Source organism: Pedobacter sp. GW821-FHT01D05 (assembly GCF_059422505.1).
The window spans coordinates 102,722-127,370 of sequence record NZ_JBWKXA010000004.1 but is presented as its reverse complement, the minus strand read 5'-3'; the positions used below and the strand labels follow the sequence as shown (position 1 = coordinate 127,370).

Below are 24,649 nucleotides of genomic sequence, written 5' to 3'. Positions count from 1 at the left end.
CTTACAATTAACACTTTTTATGCCAAGAGGCTTAGCGGGACAAATTTTCACCAAACTGTCAAACTTTTCACGCTAATTGAGAATGTGGGTGTCAGCATGGCAGTAAGTTTTGATTTTTTGAGCCAGATTTATTATTTAATCACCGGTCGTCATTTCGAGCGGAGTGTAGCGAAGTCGAGAAATCTGCCTAGTTTGATCTCTCCATTCCACTGCGTTTCAGTCGAGATGACGGCTGGATTATTAAGATATGTCTAGGTTTCGCCCCTTTTATATCGCTTTCTCTGTTAAATATTTCCAATACCTTTTAGGTACATGCTGCAGATGCAGCTTGGTGTTTTTCCGTGCTACAATGTTGGCGCTTTTAAAATAATCTTTCCAAAGGGTCGCATACAAAGCTTCACGCTCGTCCATTAAAACTGGCGCAAGATTTTGCTTATCTGCACCATTGCTAAAGCTGATTGTGATTTCTTCAACGCTTGTTAAATTATAATGTAAGCCATATTTGCGCTTCAAATCGTAAATTACCCAAGCCTGATCGGCATAACGGTTTTTAAAATGACTGGATATTAAAGGCAATACATTAAAATCAGGATCTATGTTGGCATAAAATATCCCATCGCCAGTTTTTTGAAAACGGATAAATGCTTCCATTCTGTGTTTTTCCCTTTCTACGCTTTTGGCATATTTAGCCAGCGCAATTACATGTGGATTGCCATAATTACTTTCTGCACCCAATTGATTTTGAAAAATGTATATAGTAAACTGAAAGAGGTGATTGTAAGCCTCTGGTATTTCTGATAAATAAGTGCAATAGTATTTGCGCTGCCAATCCTTTTTAAGTTTCTTTTGCAGCCCTGCCCAAACCCGACCTGCTTTTTCTGCATTGGTGTTAACCGTAAAACTTTCTGCAAAAGCTTCAGGCTGAAAAATTGAAATAGATTTTAGCACAACTTTCCCTGGCTTACGTTCAAACCATTCGAAAACAGCGGTTAACAAACCTTGAAAAGTGCCATCGAAAATGTAGGTCATTGGATGTTTTTTATATTGAAGGGTGTCGTCATTGCTTCAGCCAATTTTTCATTGGCTGAAGCAATCTTTTTAGAAAGATTTTACTATCGGTAAAAAGATTACTTCGTCGTTCCTCCTCGCAATGATGATTCTGATATTTTAAAACAAAATCATCTGGTTGCTATCTGTTTTTAAATATTTGCTCTGGCTTTCGGCCAAAATAAAAGCCTTAATCTGTGTGCCCTGGTAATCTTTCAGCTGATAGGGGCTATCCAGGCAAATAATAAAGTGTTTGGCCCGGTTATAAGCTACGCCGATTTTTTTCAACTGGTCAATCCTGAGTTTTCCGAACTTTCTGGCCTGCACGATTTTTTTGGCCGACATTACGCCGATTCCCGGTATCCGGAGAATCATTTTATAATCAGCTGTATTAATATCCACAGGAAAATATTGCATATTTCTAATCGCCCAGCTTAATTTTGGATCGATATCAATATCAAGGTTTGGGTTGGCGTCGTTTAAAATTTCCTGCACTTTAAAGCCGTAAAACCGCATTAACCAATCGGTTTGATACAACCTGTTTTCTCTTAGCAGTGGTGGTTGTGTACCAAGTATGGGCATCCTGGTGTCGTTGCTAATGGGTACATAACCTGAATAATAAACTCTTTTTAGCGAAAAATTTTTGTAAAAGGTATTCGCGGTGTACATAATATCTTTGTCGCTTTCTGGTGTGGCGCCAATAACCATCTGTGTGCTTTGTCCCGCAGGTACAAATGTTGGCACATGTTTGATCAGTTTTTTATCGGCCGTAAACTGGCTGATCTGCTGTTGTACAAAAGCCAAAGGTTTAATTACTTCCTCGTGGTTTTTCTCGGGAGCCAAAAGCTTCAAGCCGGCTTCAGTTGGCATTTCTAAATTAATACTCATCCGGTCGGCATATAAGCCAGCTTCCTTAATCAGTTCATCGCTCGCTCCCGGAATGGTTTTTAAATGGATATAGCCGTTATAATGCTGTTCCAAACGGAGTTTTTTAACGACTAACAACAGCCTTTCCATAGTAAAATCGGCATTTTTGAAAATCCCTGAGCTCAAGAACAAACCTTCAATATAGTTGCGGCGATAAAAATTCATGGTCAGTTCTACCACTTCATCTACGGTAAAAGCCGCACGTTTTACATCGTTGCTTTTCCGCGAAACGCAGAACAAACAATCGTAGATACAATGGTTTGTAAGGAGGATTTTTAAAAGCGAAACACATCGGCCATCTTCAGTATAGGTATGACAAATGCCCGATGTATGGCTATCGCCAAGGCCTTTATTGGTGTTTTTTCTCGTGCCGCCGCTTGATGAACAAGAAACATCATATTTAGCGGCGTCAGCAAGAATATTTAATTTTTCACGGATTCGGTCAAACATAGGGGTTATATTTACTAACAAAGATAGTGTAATAACTAAAAATATTAGCAAATAGATTTATCTAACCTATTCTATTTTGGAATAATAATTAACTAAAAACTGTTTGAAGGGGTTAGCTTTCTACTTATTGGCAGTTGATGCGCAATATTATAACTTTCCTGATAGTATTGCAGTTCAGAAAAGAAGCGGTCGGCCTCTGTTTCGTGATTTTTAAGTGGACTAAAGTTTGCAACAAAATCCGGGTGCTTAAATTCAATTTGATAAAAATAACCTCCATTGTGGTTATCGAACATTTCGGTTACGCTGGTTATGTTTTCCCATCCAGAAAAAAACTCGGTTCTCCGGTATAAGAAAGAAGTGCTTTTTAATCTAAAGCTTATACCTTTTTCACTGATTAAAATTTTACTATGTACAAAAATCTGCGTTTTGGTAATCCATAATAAAAGAAGTGCCATTAAAATAATTGATAGCGAAACAAATATCAACGTGGATGTTTCGGAAAGCGAAGAAGGTAAACTAAAAAGACAATACAACATTAGAGAAATGAAGAACACAGGAATGCCAACCATCGCGATTAACAAAACACTATTTTTATGGTATTTTAGTTTATAAGGATGCATGAGGATTAATTTTTGTAAAGTTAAGCCCTGGTGCATGGTTTCGGAATACTTACTATTAGGTATTTTTAATGGCCTACAGCTGATTATTTACCATCCCACTCTTTATAAAATTGCTCCAGGTATAGAAGCATAAAATTGTGTCTTTCTAAGGCTATTGCTTTCCCTGCTTCAGTATTCATCATGTCTTTCAACAACAACAGTTTTTCGTAAAAATGGTTAATGGTAGGTGCAGTGGTATTTTTATAACTTTCTTTAGTGAGGTGTTCTTCGGGTAAAATAGCCGGATCGTAAAGTACCCTGTTTTTGAATCCGCCATAGGTAAATGCTCTTGCAATACCAATGGCTCCAATGGCGTCTAAACGATCTGCATCCTGTACAATTTGCATTTCTTTTGAGGAAAAACCTGTGCCATCAAAACTGTTTTTGAACGACATGTTCTGGATAATCAGTTTAACATGGGCGATAACCTCAGCCTCAACAGCTATCGAGGCTAAAAATGACGCAGCCATGTTCGGCCCCAATTCTTCATCACCATTATTAAATTTAGGATCAGCAATATCATGCAACAATGCGGCAAAAGCTACTACAAGTTCATCGCCATTTTCTTGCTGATTAATGGTTTGAGCGGTTTTAAAAACACGTTCAATATGGAACCAATCGTGCCCTGCTTCTGCATTAGCTAATGTTTTCTGAACAAAATCGATAGTTTTTTGAATGGCAGCCTGCATAGTTCTAAATTTTTTCCAAAGGTATTGGAATTATTTGCAGGGTAAAAAAAATGATATCAACAGCGTCCGGATATTAACTTGCAGCTGCTGTCCTGTTCTCATCATCAGCAATAATTTTAATTAAATCATTGTGGTTAAGGGTTAATAAATGAGATACTTCAACCTCTAAAATTGCTGCAATTTGGAATAAACGATCGATTGTTAATTTACTATAACCGAGCTCAATTTTGCTGTAAGCATTCTGAGATATTTTCAGTTTCGCCGCAAGATAATCCTGAGTATAGTCTCTATATTCTCTAATTTTTCTGATATTTCCGGCAACATTCTTTGTCTTTAAAGCCAATACATCTTCCATAAAAAGGGATAATTTTTTTAATGTTTATTTCATTATGTACGAAACTTTAACCGCAACAGTTTTAAAAGTGTAAATTTTAGCACTATCGGGAATTACACGAAACGGATTAATGAACTAACTGTTATAACAAAGAAATAACCTAAATGTTTAAGTGCGCTGTTTTTTGGTTGATAATCAGGTTTTTATGCTTTAGGTAGAAGGAGCGATATGATATGGAGCATTATTGCATTATGCAGCTCAGATCAAGAAGAGAAAGGTGGGAAGTAAGAAAACGTTTAAAAATTTACTGTTAAGGGTTAGTATAGTCCCCAGTCGTCTTCAAATTCGTCTTTTTCGAAATATTTAACCCATTCGATAAAGAGTAGACGAAATTTTTCAATTTCGTCTAAAACAATATCTTTATATTCCGGAGTACAGATTTCGAACATATCTGCTGCTCTCACCTGGGTTTCTAATTCACGGCAATTGGTTCGGATAATAGAGGCATTTTCCATTCTTAAAATATACATATCTGCCCCTTCTGCCCCAACAATTTTAGGACATAACATGAGGGCATTCTGCATAATTAAGTTAGCGGTCATTTCGGCCATCTCTCCTTCCAGTGTTTCGCAGAACAGGGCGGCATATTTATATACGGCTCTGGCCTGGTTGTAAAGACTTTTAGCCCTGGTCACTTTTAGTCTAACCTTTTCTGCATCAACACTTGATAGATTTTCTTCATCCTCATCATCTCGGCCAAATCGGCTAAAATGTTCCCATTCGGGCATATGGTCCATGTCATCAAATTCCATATTTTTCAAAATTTTTTACGTTATGGTACGTAAGAGAGCGTAATATATTAATTTTCAATGAAAAAGACTAGGCTTCAGTTAACGGAGCCCTGCGAGAGCCGTCATATAATTCATACTCTAGTAAGCGACAGTCTAATTTACCATTATAAAATTCAATCTTTTTAGTAGCTTTTAATCCAATTTTCTTTGCAAGATCAGGATTTCCAGTGAAAATATATCCAGAATAACCCTTGCATTTCGTTTTCATAAAATCGCCCATACGTTTATAAGTGAGTTCCAACTTGCTGTGCACCCCTAAACGCTCACCATACTCCGGGTTAAAAACAACAACGCCTTTGCCATCTTCAGGAACCGGTGTTAACTCAAAATCGCAAACTTCGAATTCGATTAAAGTATCAACACCAGCAGTCTTAGCATTTCTACGGGTTACTTCAACTGCATCTTCCGAAAGATCGGAAGCTACTATTTTTAGGTCAACATTTTTGATTACCTGATCTTTTAAAATTCTACGTTCAGCGAAAAAATCTTCTTCATTATAACCTAAAATGTGCATAAAACCATAATTCATGCGGTATAATCCAGGGGCACGGTTGGTTGCAATCAGCGCTGCTTCGATAGCTAATGTTCCTGAACCGCACATTGGGTTAATAAATGGCGATTGCTTATCCCAGTTGCTTGCTAAAATAACCCCCGCGGCTAAAGCCTCTAACATAGGGGCCTTACCAGGTATTTTACGGTAGCCGTGTTTGGCAAGGGTTTCGCCTGAAGTATCCATAAAAACATCGGCATCGGCATCTTTCCAGTATAAATGCACGACTGTTTTATTTGCATCCGATCCAGAGTTCGGGCGGATGCCCTTTTTCTCTTTCATACGGTCTACTATGGCATCCTTTACTTTTAAGTTTGCGAAAAGTGGTGTGGTAATATTTGGGTTATCAACATTTGAGGTTACTGAGAAATAGCCCGAAAAATCGATCAGTTCTTCCCATTCAATGGCTGCAATTTCATTGTATAAATCATCGGGAGTAATGGCCTTGAAACTTTTTATGGCGTAGAGGATCTGACTGGCACAGCGCAAGTTCAAATTGAGCTTTATGCACTCTGTGAGGGTGATATTGAGCTCAACACCCGTAGCAAAAGACCGCTCGATGGTATAACCTAAAGCCGTAACTTCTTCTTGTAAATAAGGCGAAAGGCGCTTGTTGCAGGTAATAATTACCTTGCTTTTATTGTGGAAAACTTGCATCATAATATATGCGAAGTTATCAATAAAATTATAGAGATTTGATGTTTATAGTACATTAAGTAGTATTAGATATGGAAATTAAAGGAAAAGTACACGAAGTAGGTGCCACACAACAAGTAAGTGAAACGTTTAAAAAACGTGATTTAATAGTAGAATACGCAGAAAATCCAACATACCCAGAATATATCCGTTTTGAGGCTTTACAAGATAAAACTGCATTATTAGATACATTTAAAGCAGGCGATGAGGTAGAGGTTTTCTTTAATTTACGTGGTCGCCCCTGGACAGATAAAGCAGGTAAAACATCATATTTTAACAGTTTGGTTATTTGGCGTATAAACGCAGTTGCAGCAGGTGCTCCGGCAGCTACGCCAGCTTACGCAGCTCCGGTTGATGTAAGCAATGCACCAGGTGAAGATGATGATTTGCCTTTCTAAATAAAGAATCTTTTTTAAGCAAACAATTTTGAACCATGCCGAGGCTTTAGCCTCGGCATTTTTTTTGTCCCCGCCGGACTTCCCGCTGTTAAAATATGTTAAAAACAAATACTTCACTTAGCTAATCAGTATTTTTGATATCTGTTTAGATTTAAGAAGATTATGCTCCGGTTTTTTTAATTTTAAAACCAATCTAGTTCATGAAGAAAAAGAGTTTTTGGTTAATTACCGTTTTAATGACGGTGGCTTTGCTTGGTGTTTTTGTAATGCAGCTGTATTACATCAGGGAATCGTATAAACTAAAATCTCAGCTTTTTGATGAGCAGGTAAACCAAACCTTAACATCGGTAGTAAATAAACTACAGCGTAGAAATGTTGCCGATCACTTAAACCGGAAAGATGCCGAAAATAAACTGAAGCAGCTACAAGACTCCAGGCAACGGGCATTAGATATTAAGGATTTACGGCAACAATATGTACAAGAGGCAGAGTTGCGGCAAGCCGAGAGAGAAAACCAGATCGAAAGTTACCTGAACCAACAAGATAGTATTATCCGTGTATCTTATAGGGCGCCTAATGTAATTTCTGAAAGGGAATATACTTCGTTGAGTTCGAAGAACGGCGATAAGCTGGATTTGCAGATGGATGCGATTATCGATATTAAGAGCCTTATTTTAAAAGGTTATAGCATGCGCTCAAAGCCTTTTACTGCGCCACCAAAAACATTCGAATTTAAAAGCCTGCAAAGTTTGCCTGATACATTAAGGTATTTGGTTTTTGATCCCAGAGATGGTACTCCCGGTTTTGCAAATGTTCCAAAGATTCCTAACGATTTGCAGAAAAAATTTCAACGTGAAGACGAGATTGAGCGGAAAAAACTAGAGCTTAAAATTGCAGCATTGGGTAAAGATACATTTTCGTATACCCGGTCGAGTGTGGTTGAGGATGTATCTAAAGAACTTCAGGAAACCAACGTGCCAATTTATAAACGGATTAATTTTAATTCGTTGGGCGTTTTATTAAAACAAGAACTCCTTGCCAATAATATTACGATAGAACCTTCTTACCGGATTTCGTTAGCGAGAAAAGATTCGACTATTTTTATGACGGCCTCTAACGTTAAAGGAGAATTTTTACCCGAAAACACTTATAAAACCCCTTTGTTTGGGAACGATATCTTTCGCGATCCAGGGATGCTTTTCGTCAGTTTTCCCAATAAAAATTCGGCTATTATTTCTAACCTAAGTGCAACGCTCGCCTCATCCATCGGCCTGTTACTGGTACTTGTTTTTATTTTCTCATATACCCTTTATGCTATTCTAAAGCAGAAAAAACTTTCGGAGATGAAAACAGATTTCATCAACAACATGACGCATGAGTTTAAAACCCCTGTGGCTACCATTATGATTGCGAGTGAAGCTTTGAAAGATCCGGAGGTGACAGAAGATAAAGCCCGGTTAAAACGGCTGGCAGGGATTATTTATGATGAAAATGTTCGTCTGGGTAGTCACATCGAACGTGTTTTAAGTATTGCCCGCTTAGAAAAAGGTGAGCTTAAAATGGAGAACACCGAAGTAGATGTGAACGATTTGATTGTGATTGTGTTGGATAGCATGGAATTGCAGCTGCAGAAAAGAAATGCGATTGTCAATGTACATACCGATGCAGAAAATGCCGTTGTATATGGCGATGAGCTCCACCTGTCTAATGTAATTTATAACCTTATTGATAATGCAAATAAATACAGTAGCAGCACACCGGAGATTACCATTACTACCCGCAATACAGGTAAAAATTTAATTATCGAAATAGCTGATAAAGGCATTGGAATGACCAAGGAGCATTCTAAACGGATTTTTGACCAGTTTTATAGGGTGCCTACAGGTAACCTACACGATGTTAAAGGCTTTGGCTTAGGTTTAAATTATGTTCAGGATATAATTAAAAAAATGAATGGAACGGTTAAGGTAAGTAGCGAAAAAGATAGGGGAACCACGTTCGAAATATCTTTACCTTTATAAACAGTTAACATCGGTACAAAAGCTTACTTTATCGATACATTAAAATAGAACAGGTTTAATTTAGCTAAAATAGTGGAGTATTAATTTAATCTACAACATAAATTAAACCGTTATGCATATTCAGAATCAAACTTTCAGTGTGGCTAGTGCTACGTATGTGAATAAAAACAAGAAAATGAAACCATCATGATTTTTCAAATCACACAGCGGGATGAATAAACGGCTCAAGCCTTCTTGAACACCGTTAAAGCATCTACATTGGTGAAAAATCTGATAGCTTCATTACCGATAAAAAACAAACTATATACCAATGAAAAAAATACTTCTGGTAGAAGACGACCCAAATTTAGGTTTATTGTTACAAGACTATTTGCAGCTTAAAGGCAAGTTTGATGTAGTATTATGCACCGATGGTGAGGATGGATTGAGAACGTTTAATAAGCAGAACTTCGATTTATGTATTCTGGATGTGATGATGCCTAAAAAAGATGGTTTTACCTTGGGTAAAGACATTAGGAAGGTAAACACACAGGTACCCATTATTTTTGCAACGGCTAAAACCATGCTGGAAGATAAATCTGCTGCTTATGATTTAGGTGGTGATGATTATATTACCAAACCTTTCCGCATTGAAGAGCTTTTACTACGTATTAATGCAATGTTTAAGCGCGTAGCCAATAAAACAGATAACAACGATGAGGCTGCCGAAACACAGTTTTCCATCGGTCAATATCATTTCGATTATACAACCCAGATTATTACGGATAACGATCACCAGCAAAAACTTTCTACCAAAGAAGCCGAGCTGTTGCGTTTATTGTGTTTGAAAAAGAATACCGTTTTAACCCGCGAAGAAGCATTGTTAAGTATCTGGCATGATGATAATTACTTTAACGGCAGGAGTATGGATGTGTTTTTGAGTAAGTTACGTAAGTATCTTCGGGCAGATCCAACGGTAGAAATTATCAACGTGCACGGAAAAGGTTACAAGCTTTTGGTAAGTTAAATTAACTAGACCAATCGTCCTCCTGAACTTGTTTCAGGATCATCATGATGCCGATTTATCGTCATTTCGACTGGAGTGCAGTCCCGAACCTTCGGGAGAGAAATCTTTTATGGATCTCTCCGCTACGGAGATTACGGATCGATGAATTAGATATATAAATTCTCCTGAATAGGAGGGATGATATTCCGTTCCTGGGCAAGTTTAAATAAGGTATCAACCGCTTTACGGCCTTCTTCGCCAAGGTTTATGCTATATTTATTCACATATAACTCAATATGTTTGTACATCACGCTTTCTTCCATGGCCTGGGCATGCTGGCGGATAAAATCGATTCCCGATTTTGGATGCGCAAAGGCAAACTCTACCGACTGGCGGATTAAACGGTTCACTTTTAACTGTACCTCGCGATCTAAATTACGGTTGATTACGATACCGCCCAATGGGATGGCACAACCAGTTAGTTTTTCCCAATAATCGCCTAAATCAACAATCTTGGTTAAACCTTTATCCTGATAGGTAAACCTGTTTTCGTGAATAATCAATCCTAAATCAATCTGCCCGTTAAGTAAAGCCGATTCGATTTCCGAAAAAACAAGCTCCTGTTTGTTTTGTAAATGAGGGTAAGCAATGCCCAGCAAGAAATTAGCAGTGGTATATTTTCCTGGTATTCCAACCCTTAGTTTAGCGCCTGGCGTTTGGAGTTCAGCGTCATTTTCTCCATCGAAATGATTCTTGCTGATTAATAACGGCCCAACACCAAAACCAAGGGCACTCCCAGCATCGAGTAAAGCATACTGGTTGGCAACATAGGCAAAAGCATGGAAACTTAACTTGGTGATAGCTAATTCGCCCCTAAGCGCCTTTTGGTTTAAGGTTTCTACATCATCGTAAGAAACCTCAAATTCTAATCCCTCTGTATCAATTTTATGGTGAATTAACGCATCGAAAATAAATGTATCGTTAGGGCAGGGAGAAAATCCAAGTGTAAGTTTCATCTATTTATTTTTTTGTTTTCAGTTGTTAGACGGAGCCTCTGACAATTATAATTGTTATTTTAATTGTGTCGGGTTCATAAATCAAAATTAAGTACTGTGGTAAACTAATCAGTCATAATCAGTTCATTTCTCCAACAAAAGCAATGGCCCAGTCGTTTAAGTTTTTAATCGCTAAACCAATTTTCCAATTGTCTTTATTTCTTGGTTCTACATAATTAGATATACTTCTAATCTGTAAACAATCTATATTTAACTGCTTACCTGCATAAAAAACAGCGGCACCCTCCATGCTTTCGGTTGTTGGATTTAACCGCTTAATTAGGTTTTCAATGCTTTTTTCGCTCCCTGTTACACGGTTCACGGTTATCCCTTTTGCCCCTGGTAAGTTAATCCTTCTGTGTGTTTTCGAGGTGTAATGGTTCTCCCCAAAACCTAAATCGCTTATGGTTAAAAATTCATCTCCATTTTCGGCGCCCAGCTCAGCAAAAGTATCTTCGGTTATATTTAATACGGTGCCTAAGGCTATATTCCGATCAAAGCTTCCGGCGATACCTAAATTTACCACAAGACTATATTTAGATGAAAGATGTTTGCCCAGGGCAAAGGCTGTTGCTACCATTCCAACGCCGGTGATCAGCAAATCGAAATTTTTACTTTCTACAAAATCTCCATCAGGCAAATTAAAATGTTGATAAAAGTAGGCGAGTTCGGCTTTTGTAGCAGCAACAACTAAAGTTTTCATAACGTAAAGTTAGCAGATTGTTTTCATTTAAGTTTTATGTAAGCTTTGGTCTTTAGTCTTTAAGCTTGAACCTTTATCTGTATATTTGCATTTTATTTTATAGTAATGATTTACATAACGAGAAAAGCATCCTTTAATGCGGCGCACAAATTGGCCCGTACCGATTGGGATGATGATAAAAACAATGAAGTTTATGGTAAATGTGCCAACCCCAATTGGCATGGCCATAACTATTGGTTATATGTTACAGTTAAAGGCGAAGTGAATCCGGAAACAGGTTTTCTTGTTGATTTGAAATGGCTGAAAGATGTGATGAATGATTATGTGGTAGATAAGGTTGATCATAAGAACTTGAATCTTGATGTAGATTTTATGAAAGGCAAGTTGGCATCAACTGAAAATCTGGCCATAGAAATCTGGAAACAGTTGTGGGCGCCGATTGCAGAGAGCGGTGCAGTTTTACATTGCGTAAAAATCTATGAAACCGAAAATAATTTTGTTGAATACTTTGGCTAAAAACCCGAATTAATGAGCGATAAAGACGTATTGAAAGGCGAATCGAGAGACGGTTATGTAAAAATAGACCGTTACAACGAAGATAAAATTGAAGCTGTAGCTACACATTATAAAGATATTCTTGGCCAGTTGGGCGAAAATCCAGAACGCGAAGGTTTACTAAAAACACCTGAGCGCGTGGCTAAGGCGCTGCAATATTTAACACATGGTTACGATTTAAAACCTGATGAAATTCTAAAGGGTGCAATGTTTGAAGAAGATTATAGCCAAATGGTTGTGGTTAAGGATATTGAAGTGTATTCGATGTGCGAACACCATATGCTGCCATTCTTCGGTAAAGCACACATTGCTTATATTCCTAACGGGCACATTGTTGGGCTAAGTAAAATTCCACGTGTAGTTGATGCTTTTGCCCGTCGTTTACAGGTGCAGGAGCGTTTAACGAACGAAATTAGAGATTGTATTCAAAATACCCTTAACCCTATGGGGGTTGCAGTGGTGATGGAATGCAGGCACTTATGCATGTCTATGCGTGGTGTGCAAAAGCAAAATTCGGTAACCACAACATCAGCCTTTACGGGTACTTTTTTAAGTAACGATAAAACAAGAGCTGAGTTTTTAAGGTTAATTACCGCAAGTTTAGATTAACCCCCATCCCCCTAGAGGGGGTATGGATTTAACAATAATTTTAACTAAATATTTAATTTCCCCTTTAGGGGATTAAGGGGTATGAAAGCATATATTTTTCCCGGACAGGGAGCACAGTTTGTAGGTATGGGTAAAGATCTTTATGAGCACCCAAAAGCTGCAGCATTATTTGAACAAGCCAACGAGATTATTGGTTTCCGCATTAGCGATATTATGTTTAGCGGAACAGATGAAGAGCTTAAACAAACCAATGTAACCCAACCGGCAATCTTTTTGCATTCGGTTATTTTAGCTAAAGTATTGGGCGACGATTTTAAACCAGATATGGTTGCAGGCCATTCGTTAGGCGAATTTTCGGCATTAGTGGCCGCAAATGCACTAAGCTTTGAAGATGGATTAAAACTGGTTATTGCCCGTGCAAATGCCATGCAAAAAGCATGCGAGGCACAACCATCAACCATGGCGGCTATTTTAGGGCTAGCTGATGATGTAGTTGAAAAAATCTGTGCAGAAATTGATGCTGTGGTCGTTCCTGCAAATTATAACTGCCCAGGACAGTTGGTAATTTCGGGCAGCATAGAAGGGATTGATCTCGCTTGTGCCAAACTAACAGAAGCAGGCGCTAAAAGAGCTTTAAAATTAAATGTAGGCGGTGCATTCCACTCTCCTTTAATGGAGCCTGCAAAAATTGAATTGCAGGCAGCTATAGAGGCCACTGCTATTGCTGCACCAATTTGTCCGGTTTACCAAAATGTTGATGCAAAGCCATATACCGACCCAACTGAAATTAAAGGCAATTTAATTAAACAATTAACGGGTGCTGTACGTTGGACTCAAACAGTAGGGAATATGTTAGCCGATGGTGCAACAGAATTTGTAGAAGTTGGTCCAGGTAATGTGCTACAGGGATTGGTTAAAAAGGTAAGCCGCGAAGTACAAACCAGTAGTGCTGCCATAGCTTAATTTATTCAAAATAGAATATTTTGCCAACGCCATAAACTCAGCTGTTTATGGCGTTGTTTTTTATCAATATTTAATATCTTTATCCGTAGATGAAAATGAGCTTTGGTGTAAAAATAAGATTTCTATTGCTTGTTTTGGGCTGTTGCCTCATTGCAACTTCTATTTCATTAAGTCGGTTTACAACCAAAAGTGAGCTCCTGGAGCACGACGCGCAAGAGATTCAACAGAACCTTTTGATTAAAGAAAAAGCGGTAAAAAGCTTTTTGGCTGATAAAAATCAGGTTACTAAGGCTAAAAAGTTTCATCTCAACCCGCAAAATGCGATAGATTTTATCAATACCTATCGCAAAAATAATGGCATAAACCTGTTAACCTATCAAAATAACCAACTTAAGTTTTGGAGCACCTATAAAGTTGCAGAAATAGATCCAACTACAATAAAAGAGGGTAGTTCGGTCTTGTTTTTTTATAACGGATGGTATGAGGTGATTAAAAGTACCCAGGGTAATTTTAGCTTTATTTTCTTGATCGGTATTCAATCTCAGTATCCTTTTAAAGAAACAAAGTATTTTAAAAATGATATTGATCCAATTTTATCGAATACCAAAATATTAACGCTTGCATCTTTCACCGATAAGGATGTGTATGTAATAAAAAGTTTGGATAATAAGTTTTTATTCGGACTTAAGGTTAAACCAGGATATTCAGAAACCCATTATTCAGGTACACAATTATGGTTGTTTGTTGCCGGTATGTTATGCATCTGCATGTTTTTTAACTCTTTAAGTTCGTTCATCGCCAGGCGTGGACACATTGCATGGGGTACTTTTTTGCTATTGTTTTTCTTCCTAGCCTTTAGGTTGACAGATTTATATTACGGTTGGTTTAACCACAGGTTTACTTTAGATCTATTTGATCCCAAGATATATGCCGATAATTTCCTGATGCCTTCGTTGGGCGATTTTCTGTTAAATGTAATTGCACTCACCTGGCTGCTCTTATTTATGTATAACCATAAGGAGCAATATAAGTTTCCGGAATGGGTTAAGCGGAGCAAGATAATTGGCGTTGTTATTCAGGCTGGATTAATGGTGTTGATCGGTCGGATAGTTTGGGATACCGATGACATTTTCTTTGGATTGATTTTTAACTCAAAAATTAATTTCGATATCGTTAATATCCTTAAACTCAGTGGAACCAGCTGGGTAGGGATTGTCATTTTATGTCTGGCCTGGTTTCAGATTTACCTGATAACTGCTGTTTCGGCAACAGTAAGCAGCCAATTAAACGTAAGCAATAAAGAGCGGGTCATTATTTTTTTAATTGGCTTTGCAGGTGTTTTTATCTACAAGCTAGTGGTGGATTTTAATGCTTTTTTTATCGTTTTTGCCCTCGTATTATTTATCGTGGCACGGGCTGTTTATTTAAAAGAAAAGAATTTCTCAATCGGCATGTTTGCCATTGTGTTTTTCTGCCTGGCTTTTAATACTTCCATTAAATACACCAAATATAAAGACATTAAGGAAAGAAGTTTGCGCGAGCCTTTGGCCAGAAAGGTACAATCGTCAGAAGATCCGAATGCCATTATTGCTTTAGGTACTTTGGGTAATGAAATTGTTAAAGATAACTTTCTGACTAGCTATTTTACTCAAAACCGAAAAGGCAGTTACTCGGTGCTAAAAAATCATATTAAAGATTATTTAGATGGCTATTTAAACCGCTACGATTATCAGATCTATCCATATGACAGACTGGGTGCTGCGATAGAAAATTCTGATACGCCACCAATTGATAAGTACAAAAACCTAGTTGAGGCCGGGTCTGTTAAAATTGATGGATCCAACTTTTTTTATCAGGTTAACAATACATTTGGTTATCAGGATTACTTTGGTATCATCTCCGTTGTAGATAAGGGCAGTTTATTAGGTACACTCGTTATCGAACTCCGCTCGAAGCCCTATAATTATAACAATCGGCTACCCGATCTTTTAGGCGATCAAAAATTGATCAAAGACGAAGATTTTAAGGGGTATTCTATTGCCTTGTACAGCAATAATAAATTGCTTAATCAATCTGGAAATTATACATATCCCTTAGATGGCAGCATCTTTAAAGGTAAAAAAGATGATTTTATAACCAGTAATGATGATGAACTTCATTACAGCCATTTAATTTACAAGCCAACTAACAGCAAAATGGTTGTTATCAGTAAAGAGAAGGTAGATTATGTAGAACGTTTGGCGGCGCTATCGTTTTTCTTTCTGATATTTATCATCTTCTCCTTGTTACTTTATGGATTAATATGGCTAATCAAAAACCTTGACGATGATAAGGTAGGCTGGTTTAGTATCAATAGGTCTTTAATGATCAATGCCAATAAAATTTTGTATAAAACCAGAATCCAGGTATCTATTGTGCTGGCTGTTGTTGCAACACTGGTAATTGTAGGTTGGGGAACTTACTATTACATGAACAATGAGTACCGTGGGCAACAGGATACGATATTAAAAGATAAGATAAGAAAGGTGCAGCAGAATTTTGAGAAACAGATTTTTAGCAATGGCATAATTGCAAACGACGAGAACGCTGCAGCAGATTTTAACAATTTTGCTGATATCAATAATGCGGACCTGAACCTATACGATCTGAGTGGTAACCTCATCATGACCACTTATCCAAAACTCTATAATTATAAAATTATCGGTAAAAAAATGGGGCCATCTGCCTTTGCTTCTTTAGGGGGCTTGCATCGTTCAGAATTTATCAATACGGAGGAAAAGATAGGCAACTTAACCTACGCTGCAGCATATGCTCCCATCAGGAATGCACAAAATAAAACAATTGCCTATATCGGCCTGCCAAATTACTCTACCGAAGAAGAATATACAGATAAACTGGCGCTTTTTGTAAGTAACCTCATTAATCTCTATGCTTTGGTATTTGTGGCTATTGGCGTATTGGCTGTATTTTTGGCCAATCAGATTACCAGTCCCTTAACTTTTATTCAGGAGAGTATCAGTAAAACGAAAATCGGGCAAAAGAACGAACCCATCGTATGGCGTAGGCATGATGAGATCGGCTCTCTGATTAAGGAGTATAACCACATGATTGCAGCCTTAGAAGATAGTGCGATTAAGCTAGCCAGATCGGAACGGGAGAGTGCCTGGCGCGAAATGGCGAAACAGGTTGCCCACGAGATCAAGAATCCGTTAACGCCCTTAAAATTAGGTGTTCAGCTGTTAGAAAAATCTTGGAAAGAGAAAGATCCAAACTTCGAACTGAAGTTTAATAAATTTAGCAAATCGTTTATAGAACAGATTGATAGCCTTTCGAAGATTGCTTCTGAGTTTTCTAATTTTGCCAAAATGCCCGATACCAACCTGGAGCGCCTTTCTTTACTCCCGATTATTGAACAGGCGAGAGAAGTATTTAAAAGCACGGAAAATGTAACCATTGATGTACTTAACAAAAGTGATAAGGACATCGAAATCATGGCCGATCACGATCAGCTTTTGAGAACGTTTAACAACCTGCTTAAAAACGCAATAGAAGCTATTGATGAGGAAAGTTTATGCTGCATCACCATCATCATATATGTAGATGCAAAAAATGCATATATCGAGATAAAAGATAATGGAAAAGGTATTCCGCTGGTCCTGCACGATAAAATATTTGTACCTAACTTCACTACAAAAACGTCAGGTACAGGTTTAGGCTTAGCCTTTGTTAAACAGGCTGTAGAAAATGCTGGCGGTTCGGTTAAGTTTACTTCGATAAGCGGTTTAGGAACAACGTTTTATCTTAACTTTCCTTTGGCTTAAATTAAAAACAGGTAGAGATTGATTAATCAGGAGGTGGATTTTATCTCAGCTCCACTTGAGCCTTGCCCATGGTATTGCCATCAGCATATAAAATTACGGTATATATGCCCTTTATAAATGGTTTAGGGTTTGCCCAATCGATAACATAGGTACTGTCATCGTTATTATAGTTAATAAAAATAGAGTGGCTGAACTGCATATCCTGCCCATCGGCCTCAAAATGGTTTCCTTCGTCTGCAAGCAGATTCCCAGCGGGATCGAATACCCGGAGATAAATGTTATGATGTCCTTTTTCTGCCAATTGGTTGGGCACAACATTAAAACGCACGCTTAACTTCTCGGCAGTAGATGATTTGGTTACTTCGACTTTTTTGCCGCTTGATTTTGTTCTGAAAGCAATAATTTCGGCAGATTGAAGCTTTAATGCTGCGGCAGTTTTAACTTTTGCATTTAAATTAGTGTTTTCGTTTTCTAAGTTTGATGCCTTACTGCTGATGTTTCTTAGGGTGTTCTGTAGACTATCGCGACTGTTTTTTAGGAAAATGTTGTCTTTCTGCAGCTGAATAATCTGATCATTGTAGTTTTTTACAAATGTTTTCAGTTCATTAATCTGCGCATTGGCTTTATCGAGTTCGCCCTGGGTAATCTGGTTTTTTTCTAAAGCGGCTTTAAGTTCTTCGATTTTTACCCGGGCCAGCTTCTGCTCTTCAACAAGCTTCTCATTTAAATCCAGGTTCAGTGCATTAACCTTATCCAGTTCAACCTCAATCTTTTCTACCTCAAGCCGCAGTTTATCCTTCTCTGTACTAACTGTTACAAATCTTTCACTTTGCTGTCGATCTTTAAAAAACAAGTAAGCATTTGTGCCAATTAAAGCTGCAATAACGATGACCAGGAAGTAAATTTTGTTTCTATCACCCTTATTAATCTTTTGTGGTTCCATTTTTAATAACGCTGTATCTTCTGTAAATTAATATACTTTTGTTCTCCATAGGTAAATTGGGGGTACACAATTAATTTTAGCAGGGCGCAAATTAAAATTTTTAATAAACTTATAAGAGTTTTTAAAAAAAATCGTTTACTTGCTAATGTTCATTTGTATTCAAATCAACACAAACACACAACCTGAATAAAAAATAAGACAGAAATAATGCTTAAAAACTTCCTATACGCACTTTTATCTTTAACTGTAGTACCTTATATATTAAATGCACAACCTTTATCAAAAATTGCACCAAAAAGGGAGTTTAGGGGTGTTTGGGTGGCTACTGTTACCAATATAGACTGGCCATCGAAGCCAGGTTTAAGCATCGATCAACAAAAGCAGGAGCTGATTGGTATTTTAGAAAGACATAAAAGTCAAGGGATGAATGCAATTATTTTGCAGGTTAGACCAGCAGCTGATGCGTTTTACGCAAAATCCAGAGAGCCCTGGAGCCAATGGTTAATGGGTAAACAAGGTTTAGCACCTGCACCTGGTTACGACCCTTTGGCCTTTGCCATTAAAGAAGCTCATTTCAGGGGAATGGAACTCCATGCCTGGTTTAATCCTTATAGGGCCAGTATGAGTAGCTCAGCTGTTTTAAGCGAAAACCATGCTTATCGTAAACACCCTGACTGGTTTTTTACCTATGGTGGCAAAAAACAGTTTGATCCGGGTATTCCGGATGTAAGGGAATATATTGTTCAGGTAATTTTAGATGTAGTAAAAGGATACGATATAGATGGAATTCACTTCGACGATTATTTTTATCCTTATAAAGTAGAAGGGCAAACGATTAACGATGGAAATACTTTTTACAAGTACCCCAATAATTTTTCAGATATAAAAGATTGGAGGCGCAATAACGTCGATCTGCTTATCAAGCAGTTGGATGATAGTATTCACCACTATAAAAAATGGGTAAAATTTGGCATTAGTCCTTTTGGTATCTGGAAAAATAAAAATGAAGATCCCGAAGGTTCTGCTACCAGCGGCCTATCCAATTATGCAGAACTTTTTGCCGATAGCCGTAAATGGGTTAGAGAAGGTTGGGTAGATTATATCAACCCTCAAATTTATTTTACGTTTACCAGAAGAGTAGCGCCCTATGGTATTTTGGTCGACTGGTGGAGCAATAATACTTTTGGTAGGCATGTTTATATCGGACAGGGTGCCTATCTGGTAAATTCGAGGGCAGAAGCAGCCTGGAAAAACCTGGGCGAAATACCCAATCAGATTAGATACATAAGAAATAACAACCGGATTCAGGGGAGCGTGTTTTTTAGTTCTAAATCATTAAGTACAGTTGCTAAAGCGGTGGGCGACTCTTTAAAGAATGATTTTTATAAGTACCCTGCTTTGCCGCCGCAAATGCCCTGGCTGGATGAAGTGCCGCCAAACGAGCCCCAAGCATTAACGGCAGATGCACTAAAAGATGGTGTGCATTTAAAATGGCAGCTTCCGGTAAAGGCAAAAGATGGAGAAACGGCCTCGGGATTTGTAATTTACCGGTTTAGCGAAGGTGAAAAAATTTCAGTACTCGATCCTAAGAACATTGTTAAAATAAGCTTTGAAGATTATCTATCATTTATTGATACCAGTGTAGAAAGCGGAAAGCGGTACAGCTATCTCGTGACTGCACTAGACCGATTAAAAAATGAAAGTGAACCGAGCGGGCCTGTTGGTATCGAAGTGCCTTTAGCGAAGGAGTAATAAGCACTATTTTTCTTTCTTATTGGTCGATTCTCTTTCTACAACAGCTGGATCGAGCACGATATGCTCCATGTTGGCATATGGGCTCTCCTGATTAATCATTTTCAAAAACATTTTAGCACATTCTATGCCCATTTGCGGTGCATGCTGATCAATTGTTGATAGATTAGGGGTAATGTAAGCGGAGAATGCTTCATTGGCGAAACCAATTACACCAACTTCAGGAGGTGTCTCATCAATCTCTTTAAGCTTTTTAATTACACCTAATGCGGTAAAATCATCACCTGCAATAATAGCATCAGGTTTGTTTCTGCTGCGCATTAACTTGCCAGCACCAAACCGGCCGTCTTTAATGGATAAACCACCAAAAATAATATGTTCTTTCATTAGCGGAAGGTTATGGTCGGCTAAGGCTGCTTTGTACCCTTCTAAGCGATCGTTAAATATTTTAACCTGATGAACGGTGGTTACAAACGCAATTTTTTTATAACCCTGATCGATTAAATGTTTCGTAGCGATATAACCTGCCTTGAAATCATCAAGTGTAATGGTAGGGACTTTTAGTTCTAGATCTACACGATCGAATAAAATAAGTGGTTTATTTTGCTTAATAATTTCGGCAAAGTGCGAAACATCTTTTGTTTCTAAAGACATGGAGGCCATAATGCCGTCTACCTGCGCCTCTAGTAAAGTTTTAACGCCGTTTATTTCGTTCTCTACAGATTCGTTAGATTGGTAGATAATAACACGGTATCCGCTGTCTTTCAGCCCGTCTTCTATGCAATGGATAATAGATGCGAAGAAATGTGCTTGTACACTTGGTACAATTACACCAATAATATGGGTTTTGCCAGATTTTAATGCAGAGGCGAGTTTATTTGGGCTATAATTTAATTTTTTAGCCATTTCAACAACGGCCTTTCTGGTGGCGTCACTTATTGCCGGAAAGCCACTAAGCGCCCTGGAAACTGTCGAAACAGTAATATCAAGCTCCTTGGCTATATCGTATATGGTGGTTTTCTTTTTCAATTGCAGAGGGGGGAGAATCAATTACAGCGTAAATTTACTAAACCTTAATAATAATGTTCTTTTTATACATAAAATATAATATCGCATAAAAACCGAGCACATAGGTTATGGCCCAAACTAAGGAAGCATTTATCGGGCTAAAAAACGGGCTGTAACAAGTTTCATAGAAGCGCACCAATAATCCTGTTTTTGTACCATCAGGTTTGGTAATCTGGATCAGGTTTAATACTCGGGGCATTAATCCTGCTAAGAAAAAGACCGTTATGGCATTTACACCATAAACAACAAAAGGAGTAGTGAATTTTTTGTAACCCTGAACATCAATGATCCAGTAACAAAGTGCCAGTCCAATTGACGCCAATCCACCTGCGTAGAGCACATAAGAACTTGTCCAAAGGGCTTTATTGATCGGAAATTGTAAATCCCAAAGTAAACCTAAAATAACAGCGGTTATGCCGGCAGTAAATAACCAGGCCACCTTAGTTGGATTGTCTACATCTTTTTTGCGCATCCAAACACCAACCAAAATGCCAAATAAGCACGTTCCTACCGCCGGTAATGTGCTTAAAATCCCTTCCGGATCCCAGGTTTTGGACGATGCCCAGGTATGTGCTTCTGTTAAAATACCGCGGTCGATCCAGGCGGCTAAATTGGTTTCTTTTTCCAGGTTGGGGTAGCCTACTCCCGGTACAGGAATAAATGTCATTAAGGCCCAATAAAGGGCAAGGATTACAACAAAGATTTTGAATATGGTTTTGTTCGGTACCTTGATGAAAATGATACTGCTAATGATAAAAACAATGCCTATTCTTTGTAAAACACCTAAAAGACGAACCGTTTGAAAAGCCTCCCAAATCGATCTGCCATCTATTATGGCACTGATAATTTTCCCGAAAATGGCTAAAAAGAGACCGAGTAAATAAAGTATAATACCACGTTTAATGGCTTTTATGATTATTTTTTGATGTGTAGACGGATCTGTTTTACTATTGCTCATGGCAAATGCAATGGATACTCCAACAATCCATAAGAAGAATGGAAAAATTAAATCGGTGGGTGTACATCCATTCCATTCCGCATGCGCTAAAGGCGCGTAAATATGCCCCCAGCTGCCCGGATTGTTCACTAAGATCATTGCGGCTACAGTTAATCCCCTGAAAAAATCAAGAGATAACAATCGGGATTTAGGTTCGGTCATGATTAGCTTGTTTGGGTTCAGCAAACTAATTTAGAATATTGTTTTTAGAATGAGAAATAAATAAGAAGTTGGGGGGGATGAAGGGAGCGATAAATTTAACCAGATAGATCTCTCCATTCCGCTGCGCTCCAGTCGAGATGACGAAGTTTTTTTATCTTTCACTGAAGAAACCGGGATCAGTAATGAAAGCTGCCTTACGTTCAATAAACCTGACCGACAGCGTTATCCCGATTTAAGGTTAATTTGTTTTATCGTTTTTTTATCGGGATTAAGCAAAGGGCAGGACTACAGGGGCCGAAGCACTACGGACACTGCTTTCCAAAAAAAGAGATTTTGGAAAATTAGACTTTAATTATGTTGGTTGGTGTCACAGCAACCAATAGGAAGGTACTATGCTCAACATGACGGCCTGGTGGGCAAAAAAAATCCTGCCTTGAGTTAACAAGGCAGGATCAATATTTATTTTAACACAGGTTAATCCACAAATTTCCAGCGTACAAATGCTTCCATTGCTTCATATTCTGCAAGTCCTAGTTCGTCGTATGCTTTTGCCGTATCACGGTTACGGTCTTCGGCACGCTGCCAAAACTCTCTTGAATCGTCGCCAGGGAAAACCGCCCTGTCTTTTTGGCTCTGGTGTTTGAAAATGGCATATTTTTTACGCTCAAGCTCCTGCGGAGAAATAGGAACAGCCATTTCGATTTCATACGTTTCAAATTCGTGCCAAGCACCGCGGTACATCCACAACCAGCAATCTTGTGCCCAGGCTTCGGTTTTGCGTAAACGTTTTAATGCTTCTAAAATAATATTAAAACAAACAATATGCGTTCCATGCGGATCTTCAAAATCGCCTGCTGCATATACCTGCTGAGGCTTAACTTCTTGCAATAGCGCTATTGTAAGTTCGATATCGGCATCCGTTACCGGGTTTTTCTGAACCTTACCGCTTTCGTAGAAAGGAAGCGCCTGAAAATGGATATGATCATCTTCAAGACCGCAATATCTTGCGCCGGCAATAGCTTCTCCTTTTCTGATCAATCCTTTAACCGTTTGGATCTCTGGCGTATCTATCTGGTTAGGTTGTTTCTGCTCAATAAAGCTTCTCATTTTGTTGTAGAGATCTTTCAAATGTGTATTGTCCATACCCATTTTCTCTGTGAAATCTACATTGAACTCAACGAAACGAAGTGCATCATCATCCCAAACCGCGGTATTACCTGAGGTTTGATAAGCTACGTGTACATCATGCCCTTGGTCAACCAGACGTAGAAAAGTACCGCCCATCGAGATCACATCATCATCAGGGTGCGGTGAGAAAATAATGATTCTCTTTTTGGCAGGCTCTGCTCTTTCCGGACGCTGAGAATCATCAGCATTCGGTTTGCCTCCTGGCCAACCTGTAATGGTGTGCTGTAATTTATTAAAGATATGGATGTTGATATTGTATACTGGTCCTTTTTCAGTAGCCAGTTGTGCCATACCATTATTGTTATAATCGTCTTCGGTTAACTTTAAGATCGGTTTTTTCAAGGTATTGGCTAACCAAATCACCGCTTTACGGATCAATGCATCTGTCCAAACGCAATCTTTAACCAACCATGGAGTATCAAAACGGGTCAGTTCTGAAGCTGCAGGTGCATCAAGAATGAATTCTACATGATCAGAAAGTTGCAGGTACGTTGCCGGAACATCGCCCGAAATCTCACCTTCAACGGCTTTTTTGATAATGGAAGCCTTTTTACGGCTCCAGGCCATTAATATAATTTCCCTTGCTTTGAAAATTGTACCTATACCCATGGTAATGGCCTTAGTTGGTACGAAGGTTTTTCCGCCGAAATCGCGTGCAGCATCACGGCGGGTAAGGTCGTCTAAAGTAACTAAACGGGTACCAGAATTTGGTGCAGATCCTGGCTCGTTAAAGCCGATGTGACCTGTACGGCCGATACCTAAAATCTGGATATCAAGACCACCAAGATCACCTATTTTCTTTTCATATTCTAAGCAGAATGCAGGAATGTCTTCCAGTGCAAGCGTACCATCAGGGATGTGAACATTCTTCTTATCAATATCGATATGATTGAAAAGGTTTTCGTTCATAAACGTAACATAACTTTGTGCCGCAGTTGGCGCCATTGGATAATATTCATCCAGGTTGAAAGTAATTACGTTTTTAAAACTCAAGCCCTCTTCTTTGTGCAGTCTAACCAATTCGGCATAAACTGCAATTGGGGTAACACCTGTTGCTAAGCCCAGTACTGCAGGTGTGTTGCTTGCTTGTTTAGATTTAATGAGCTCGGCAATGCGGTGTGCAACATTAATTGAAGCAATTTTTGGATTTTCGAACACGCTTACCGGTAATTTCTCGAAACGTGTCTCCTCCAGTAGATTTAATCTAGCCATTTTTTTTATATGGA

Annotated in this window: 21 protein-coding genes; 8 read left to right on the top strand and 13 right to left on the bottom strand. The window is 38.4% G+C overall.

Going from position 1 to position 24,649, the window contains the following annotated elements:
- Nucleotides 1–267 precede the first annotated feature (267 nt).
- From AC07VK_RS15590 to AC07VK_RS15560, 7 genes are all read right to left on the bottom strand, one after another.
- Nucleotides 268–1,029 carry a TIGR03915 family putative DNA repair protein gene (locus tag AC07VK_RS15590; RefSeq protein WP_492961591.1) on the bottom strand — a complete coding sequence of 254 codons (762 nt, stop codon included), beginning with the start codon at nt 1,027–1,029 and terminating at the stop codon, nt 268–270.
- Between the two features lie 138 nt (nt 1,030–1,167).
- Nucleotides 1,168–2,424 (bottom strand): putative DNA modification/repair radical SAM protein, encoded by a 1,257-nt coding sequence (locus AC07VK_RS15585; RefSeq protein WP_492961589.1) that lies wholly within the window; start codon nt 2,422–2,424, stop codon nt 1,168–1,170.
- Between the two features lie 92 nt (nt 2,425–2,516).
- Nucleotides 2,517–2,879 carry a hypothetical protein gene (locus AC07VK_RS15580; protein ID WP_492953926.1) on the bottom strand — a complete coding sequence of 121 codons (363 nt, stop codon included), beginning with the start codon at nt 2,877–2,879 and terminating at the stop codon, nt 2,517–2,519.
- A gap of 248 nt (nt 2,880–3,127) precedes the next feature.
- Nucleotides 3,128–3,772: an HD domain-containing protein gene (locus tag AC07VK_RS15575; RefSeq protein WP_492953927.1), complete on the bottom strand. Its 645-nt coding sequence runs from the start codon at nt 3,770–3,772 to the stop codon at nt 3,128–3,130.
- A 73-nt stretch (nt 3,773–3,845) separates the two neighbouring features.
- On the bottom strand, nt 3,846–4,127 hold the full coding sequence (locus AC07VK_RS15570) for a helix-turn-helix domain-containing protein (protein WP_029274217.1): 282 nt from the start codon (nt 4,125–4,127) through the stop codon (nt 3,846–3,848).
- 296 nt (nt 4,128–4,423) lie between these two features.
- Nucleotides 4,424–4,918, bottom strand: a complete 495-nt coding sequence (locus AC07VK_RS15565) for a hypothetical protein (RefSeq protein ID WP_057933225.1) — start codon at nt 4,916–4,918, stop codon at nt 4,424–4,426.
- A gap of 67 nt (nt 4,919–4,985) precedes the next feature.
- Nucleotides 4,986–6,164: a THUMP domain-containing class I SAM-dependent RNA methyltransferase gene (locus AC07VK_RS15560; protein WP_492953938.1), complete on the bottom strand. Its 1,179-nt coding sequence runs from the start codon at nt 6,162–6,164 to the stop codon at nt 4,986–4,988.
- A 71-nt stretch (nt 6,165–6,235) separates the two neighbouring features.
- Here AC07VK_RS15560 and AC07VK_RS15555 point away from each other — a divergent pair, with 71 nt between their 5' ends.
- From AC07VK_RS15555 to AC07VK_RS15545, 3 genes are all read left to right on the top strand, one after another.
- Complete coding sequence (locus tag AC07VK_RS15555; RefSeq protein WP_057933226.1) at nt 6,236–6,601, top strand: DUF3127 domain-containing protein; 366 nt, start codon at nt 6,236–6,238, stop codon at nt 6,599–6,601.
- Between the two features lie 200 nt (nt 6,602–6,801).
- The gene (locus AC07VK_RS15550) at nt 6,802–8,622 is read left to right on the top strand and encodes a sensor histidine kinase (protein WP_492953928.1); all 1,821 of its coding nucleotides are present in this window, start codon (nt 6,802–6,804) and stop codon (nt 8,620–8,622) included.
- A gap of 310 nt (nt 8,623–8,932) precedes the next feature.
- Complete coding sequence (locus tag AC07VK_RS15545; RefSeq protein ID WP_029274212.1) at nt 8,933–9,628, top strand: response regulator transcription factor; 696 nt, start codon at nt 8,933–8,935, stop codon at nt 9,626–9,628.
- Nucleotides 9,629–9,774: 146 nt separating this feature from the next.
- Here the strand turns inward: AC07VK_RS15545 and AC07VK_RS15540 are convergent, their stop codons facing one another.
- Both AC07VK_RS15540 and mqnB read right to left on the bottom strand, forming a co-directional pair.
- Nucleotides 9,775–10,623, bottom strand: a complete 849-nt coding sequence (locus AC07VK_RS15540) for a menaquinone biosynthesis family protein (protein ID WP_492953929.1) — start codon at nt 10,621–10,623, stop codon at nt 9,775–9,777.
- Nucleotides 10,624–10,741: 118 nt separating this feature from the next.
- Nucleotides 10,742–11,365: a futalosine hydrolase gene (mqnB, locus tag AC07VK_RS15535; RefSeq protein WP_492953930.1), complete on the bottom strand. Its 624-nt coding sequence runs from the start codon at nt 11,363–11,365 to the stop codon at nt 10,742–10,744.
- Between the two features lie 105 nt (nt 11,366–11,470).
- On the opposite strand from mqnB, the gene AC07VK_RS15530 reads away from it, so the two are divergent.
- From AC07VK_RS15530 to AC07VK_RS15515, 4 genes are all read left to right on the top strand, one after another.
- A complete protein-coding gene (locus tag AC07VK_RS15530) occupies nt 11,471–11,881 on the top strand; it encodes a 6-pyruvoyl trahydropterin synthase family protein (protein ID WP_029274209.1) in 411 nt (136 codons plus the stop codon).
- 12 nt (nt 11,882–11,893) lie between these two features.
- Nucleotides 11,894–12,529: a GTP cyclohydrolase I FolE gene (gene folE / locus AC07VK_RS15525; protein ID WP_029274208.1), complete on the top strand. Its 636-nt coding sequence runs from the start codon at nt 11,894–11,896 to the stop codon at nt 12,527–12,529.
- A gap of 81 nt (nt 12,530–12,610) precedes the next feature.
- Entirely contained in the window at nt 12,611–13,492 is an 882-nt protein-coding gene (gene fabD / locus AC07VK_RS15520) for an ACP S-malonyltransferase (protein WP_492953931.1), read from the top strand.
- 89 nt (nt 13,493–13,581) lie between these two features.
- A complete protein-coding gene (locus AC07VK_RS15515; RefSeq protein WP_493053041.1) occupies nt 13,582–17,313 on the top strand; it encodes a sensor histidine kinase in 3,732 nt (1,243 codons plus the stop codon).
- Nucleotides 17,314–17,353: 40 nt separating this feature from the next.
- On the opposite strand, the gene AC07VK_RS15510 is transcribed toward AC07VK_RS15515, so the two are convergent.
- Complete coding sequence (locus tag AC07VK_RS15510) at nt 17,354–18,256, bottom strand: DUF8428 domain-containing protein (RefSeq protein WP_492953933.1); 903 nt, start codon at nt 18,254–18,256, stop codon at nt 17,354–17,356.
- Between the two features lie 207 nt (nt 18,257–18,463).
- Here AC07VK_RS15510 and AC07VK_RS15505 point away from each other — a divergent pair, with 207 nt between their 5' ends.
- The gene (locus AC07VK_RS15505) at nt 18,464–20,008 is read left to right on the top strand and encodes a glycoside hydrolase family 10-like protein (RefSeq protein WP_492953934.1); all 1,545 of its coding nucleotides are present in this window, start codon (nt 18,464–18,466) and stop codon (nt 20,006–20,008) included.
- 6 nt (nt 20,009–20,014) lie between these two features.
- Here AC07VK_RS15505 and AC07VK_RS15500 read toward each other — a convergent pair whose 3' ends face one another.
- The 3 genes from AC07VK_RS15500 to nagB all read right to left on the bottom strand — a co-directional run bounded on the left by AC07VK_RS15500 (nt 20,015) and on the right by nagB (nt 24,635).
- Nucleotides 20,015–21,037: a LacI family DNA-binding transcriptional regulator gene (locus AC07VK_RS15500; RefSeq protein ID WP_492961584.1), complete on the bottom strand. Its 1,023-nt coding sequence runs from the start codon at nt 21,035–21,037 to the stop codon at nt 20,015–20,017.
- Nucleotides 21,038–21,074: 37 nt separating this feature from the next.
- Entirely contained in the window at nt 21,075–22,235 is a 1,161-nt protein-coding gene (locus AC07VK_RS15495) for an acyltransferase family protein (protein WP_492961582.1), read from the bottom strand.
- A 474-nt stretch (nt 22,236–22,709) separates the two neighbouring features.
- Entirely contained in the window at nt 22,710–24,635 is a 1,926-nt protein-coding gene (gene nagB, locus AC07VK_RS15490; protein ID WP_426326997.1) for a glucosamine-6-phosphate deaminase, read from the bottom strand.
- Nucleotides 24,636–24,649 lie beyond the last annotated feature (14 nt).

Excerpts from the sequence above, each read along its gene's own strand:
- AC07VK_RS15590 (WP_492961591.1), bottom strand. The coding sequence starts at position 1,029 with ATGACCTACATTTTCGATGGCACTTTTCAAGGTTTGTTAACCGCTGTT.
- AC07VK_RS15585 (WP_492961589.1), bottom strand. The coding sequence starts at position 2,424 with ATGTTTGACCGAATCCGTGAAAAATTAAATATTCTTGCTGACGCCGCT.
- AC07VK_RS15580 (WP_492953926.1), bottom strand. The coding sequence starts at position 2,879 with ATGGCACTTCTTTTATTATGGATTACCAAAACGCAGATTTTTGTACAT.
- AC07VK_RS15575 (WP_492953927.1), bottom strand. The coding sequence starts at position 3,772 with ATGCAGGCTGCCATTCAAAAAACTATCGATTTTGTTCAGAAAACATTA.
- AC07VK_RS15570 (WP_029274217.1), bottom strand. The coding sequence starts at position 4,127 with ATGGAAGATGTATTGGCTTTAAAGACAAAGAATGTTGCCGGAAATATC.
- AC07VK_RS15565 (WP_057933225.1), bottom strand. The coding sequence starts at position 4,918 with ATGGAATTTGATGACATGGACCATATGCCCGAATGGGAACATTTTAGC.
- AC07VK_RS15560 (WP_492953938.1), bottom strand. The coding sequence starts at position 6,164 with ATGCAAGTTTTCCACAATAAAAGCAAGGTAATTATTACCTGCAACAAG.
- AC07VK_RS15555 (WP_057933226.1), top strand. The coding sequence starts at position 6,236 with ATGGAAATTAAAGGAAAAGTACACGAAGTAGGTGCCACACAACAAGTA.
- AC07VK_RS15550 (WP_492953928.1), top strand. The coding sequence starts at position 6,802 with ATGAAGAAAAAGAGTTTTTGGTTAATTACCGTTTTAATGACGGTGGCT.
- AC07VK_RS15545 (WP_029274212.1), top strand. The coding sequence starts at position 8,933 with ATGAAAAAAATACTTCTGGTAGAAGACGACCCAAATTTAGGTTTATTG.
- AC07VK_RS15540 (WP_492953929.1), bottom strand. The coding sequence starts at position 10,623 with ATGAAACTTACACTTGGATTTTCTCCCTGCCCTAACGATACATTTATT.
- mqnB (WP_492953930.1), bottom strand. The coding sequence starts at position 11,365 with ATGAAAACTTTAGTTGTTGCTGCTACAAAAGCCGAACTCGCCTACTTT.
- AC07VK_RS15530 (WP_029274209.1), top strand. The coding sequence starts at position 11,471 with ATGATTTACATAACGAGAAAAGCATCCTTTAATGCGGCGCACAAATTG.
- folE (WP_029274208.1), top strand. The coding sequence starts at position 11,894 with ATGAGCGATAAAGACGTATTGAAAGGCGAATCGAGAGACGGTTATGTA.
- fabD (WP_492953931.1), top strand. The coding sequence starts at position 12,611 with ATGAAAGCATATATTTTTCCCGGACAGGGAGCACAGTTTGTAGGTATG.
- AC07VK_RS15515 (WP_493053041.1), top strand. The coding sequence starts at position 13,582 with ATGAAAATGAGCTTTGGTGTAAAAATAAGATTTCTATTGCTTGTTTTG.
- AC07VK_RS15510 (WP_492953933.1), bottom strand. The coding sequence starts at position 18,256 with ATGGAACCACAAAAGATTAATAAGGGTGATAGAAACAAAATTTACTTC.
- AC07VK_RS15505 (WP_492953934.1), top strand. The coding sequence starts at position 18,464 with ATGCTTAAAAACTTCCTATACGCACTTTTATCTTTAACTGTAGTACCT.
- AC07VK_RS15495 (WP_492961582.1), bottom strand. The coding sequence starts at position 22,235 with ATGACCGAACCTAAATCCCGATTGTTATCTCTTGATTTTTTCAGGGGA.
- nagB (WP_426326997.1), bottom strand. The coding sequence starts at position 24,635 with ATGGCTAGATTAAATCTACTGGAGGAGACACGTTTCGAGAAATTACCG.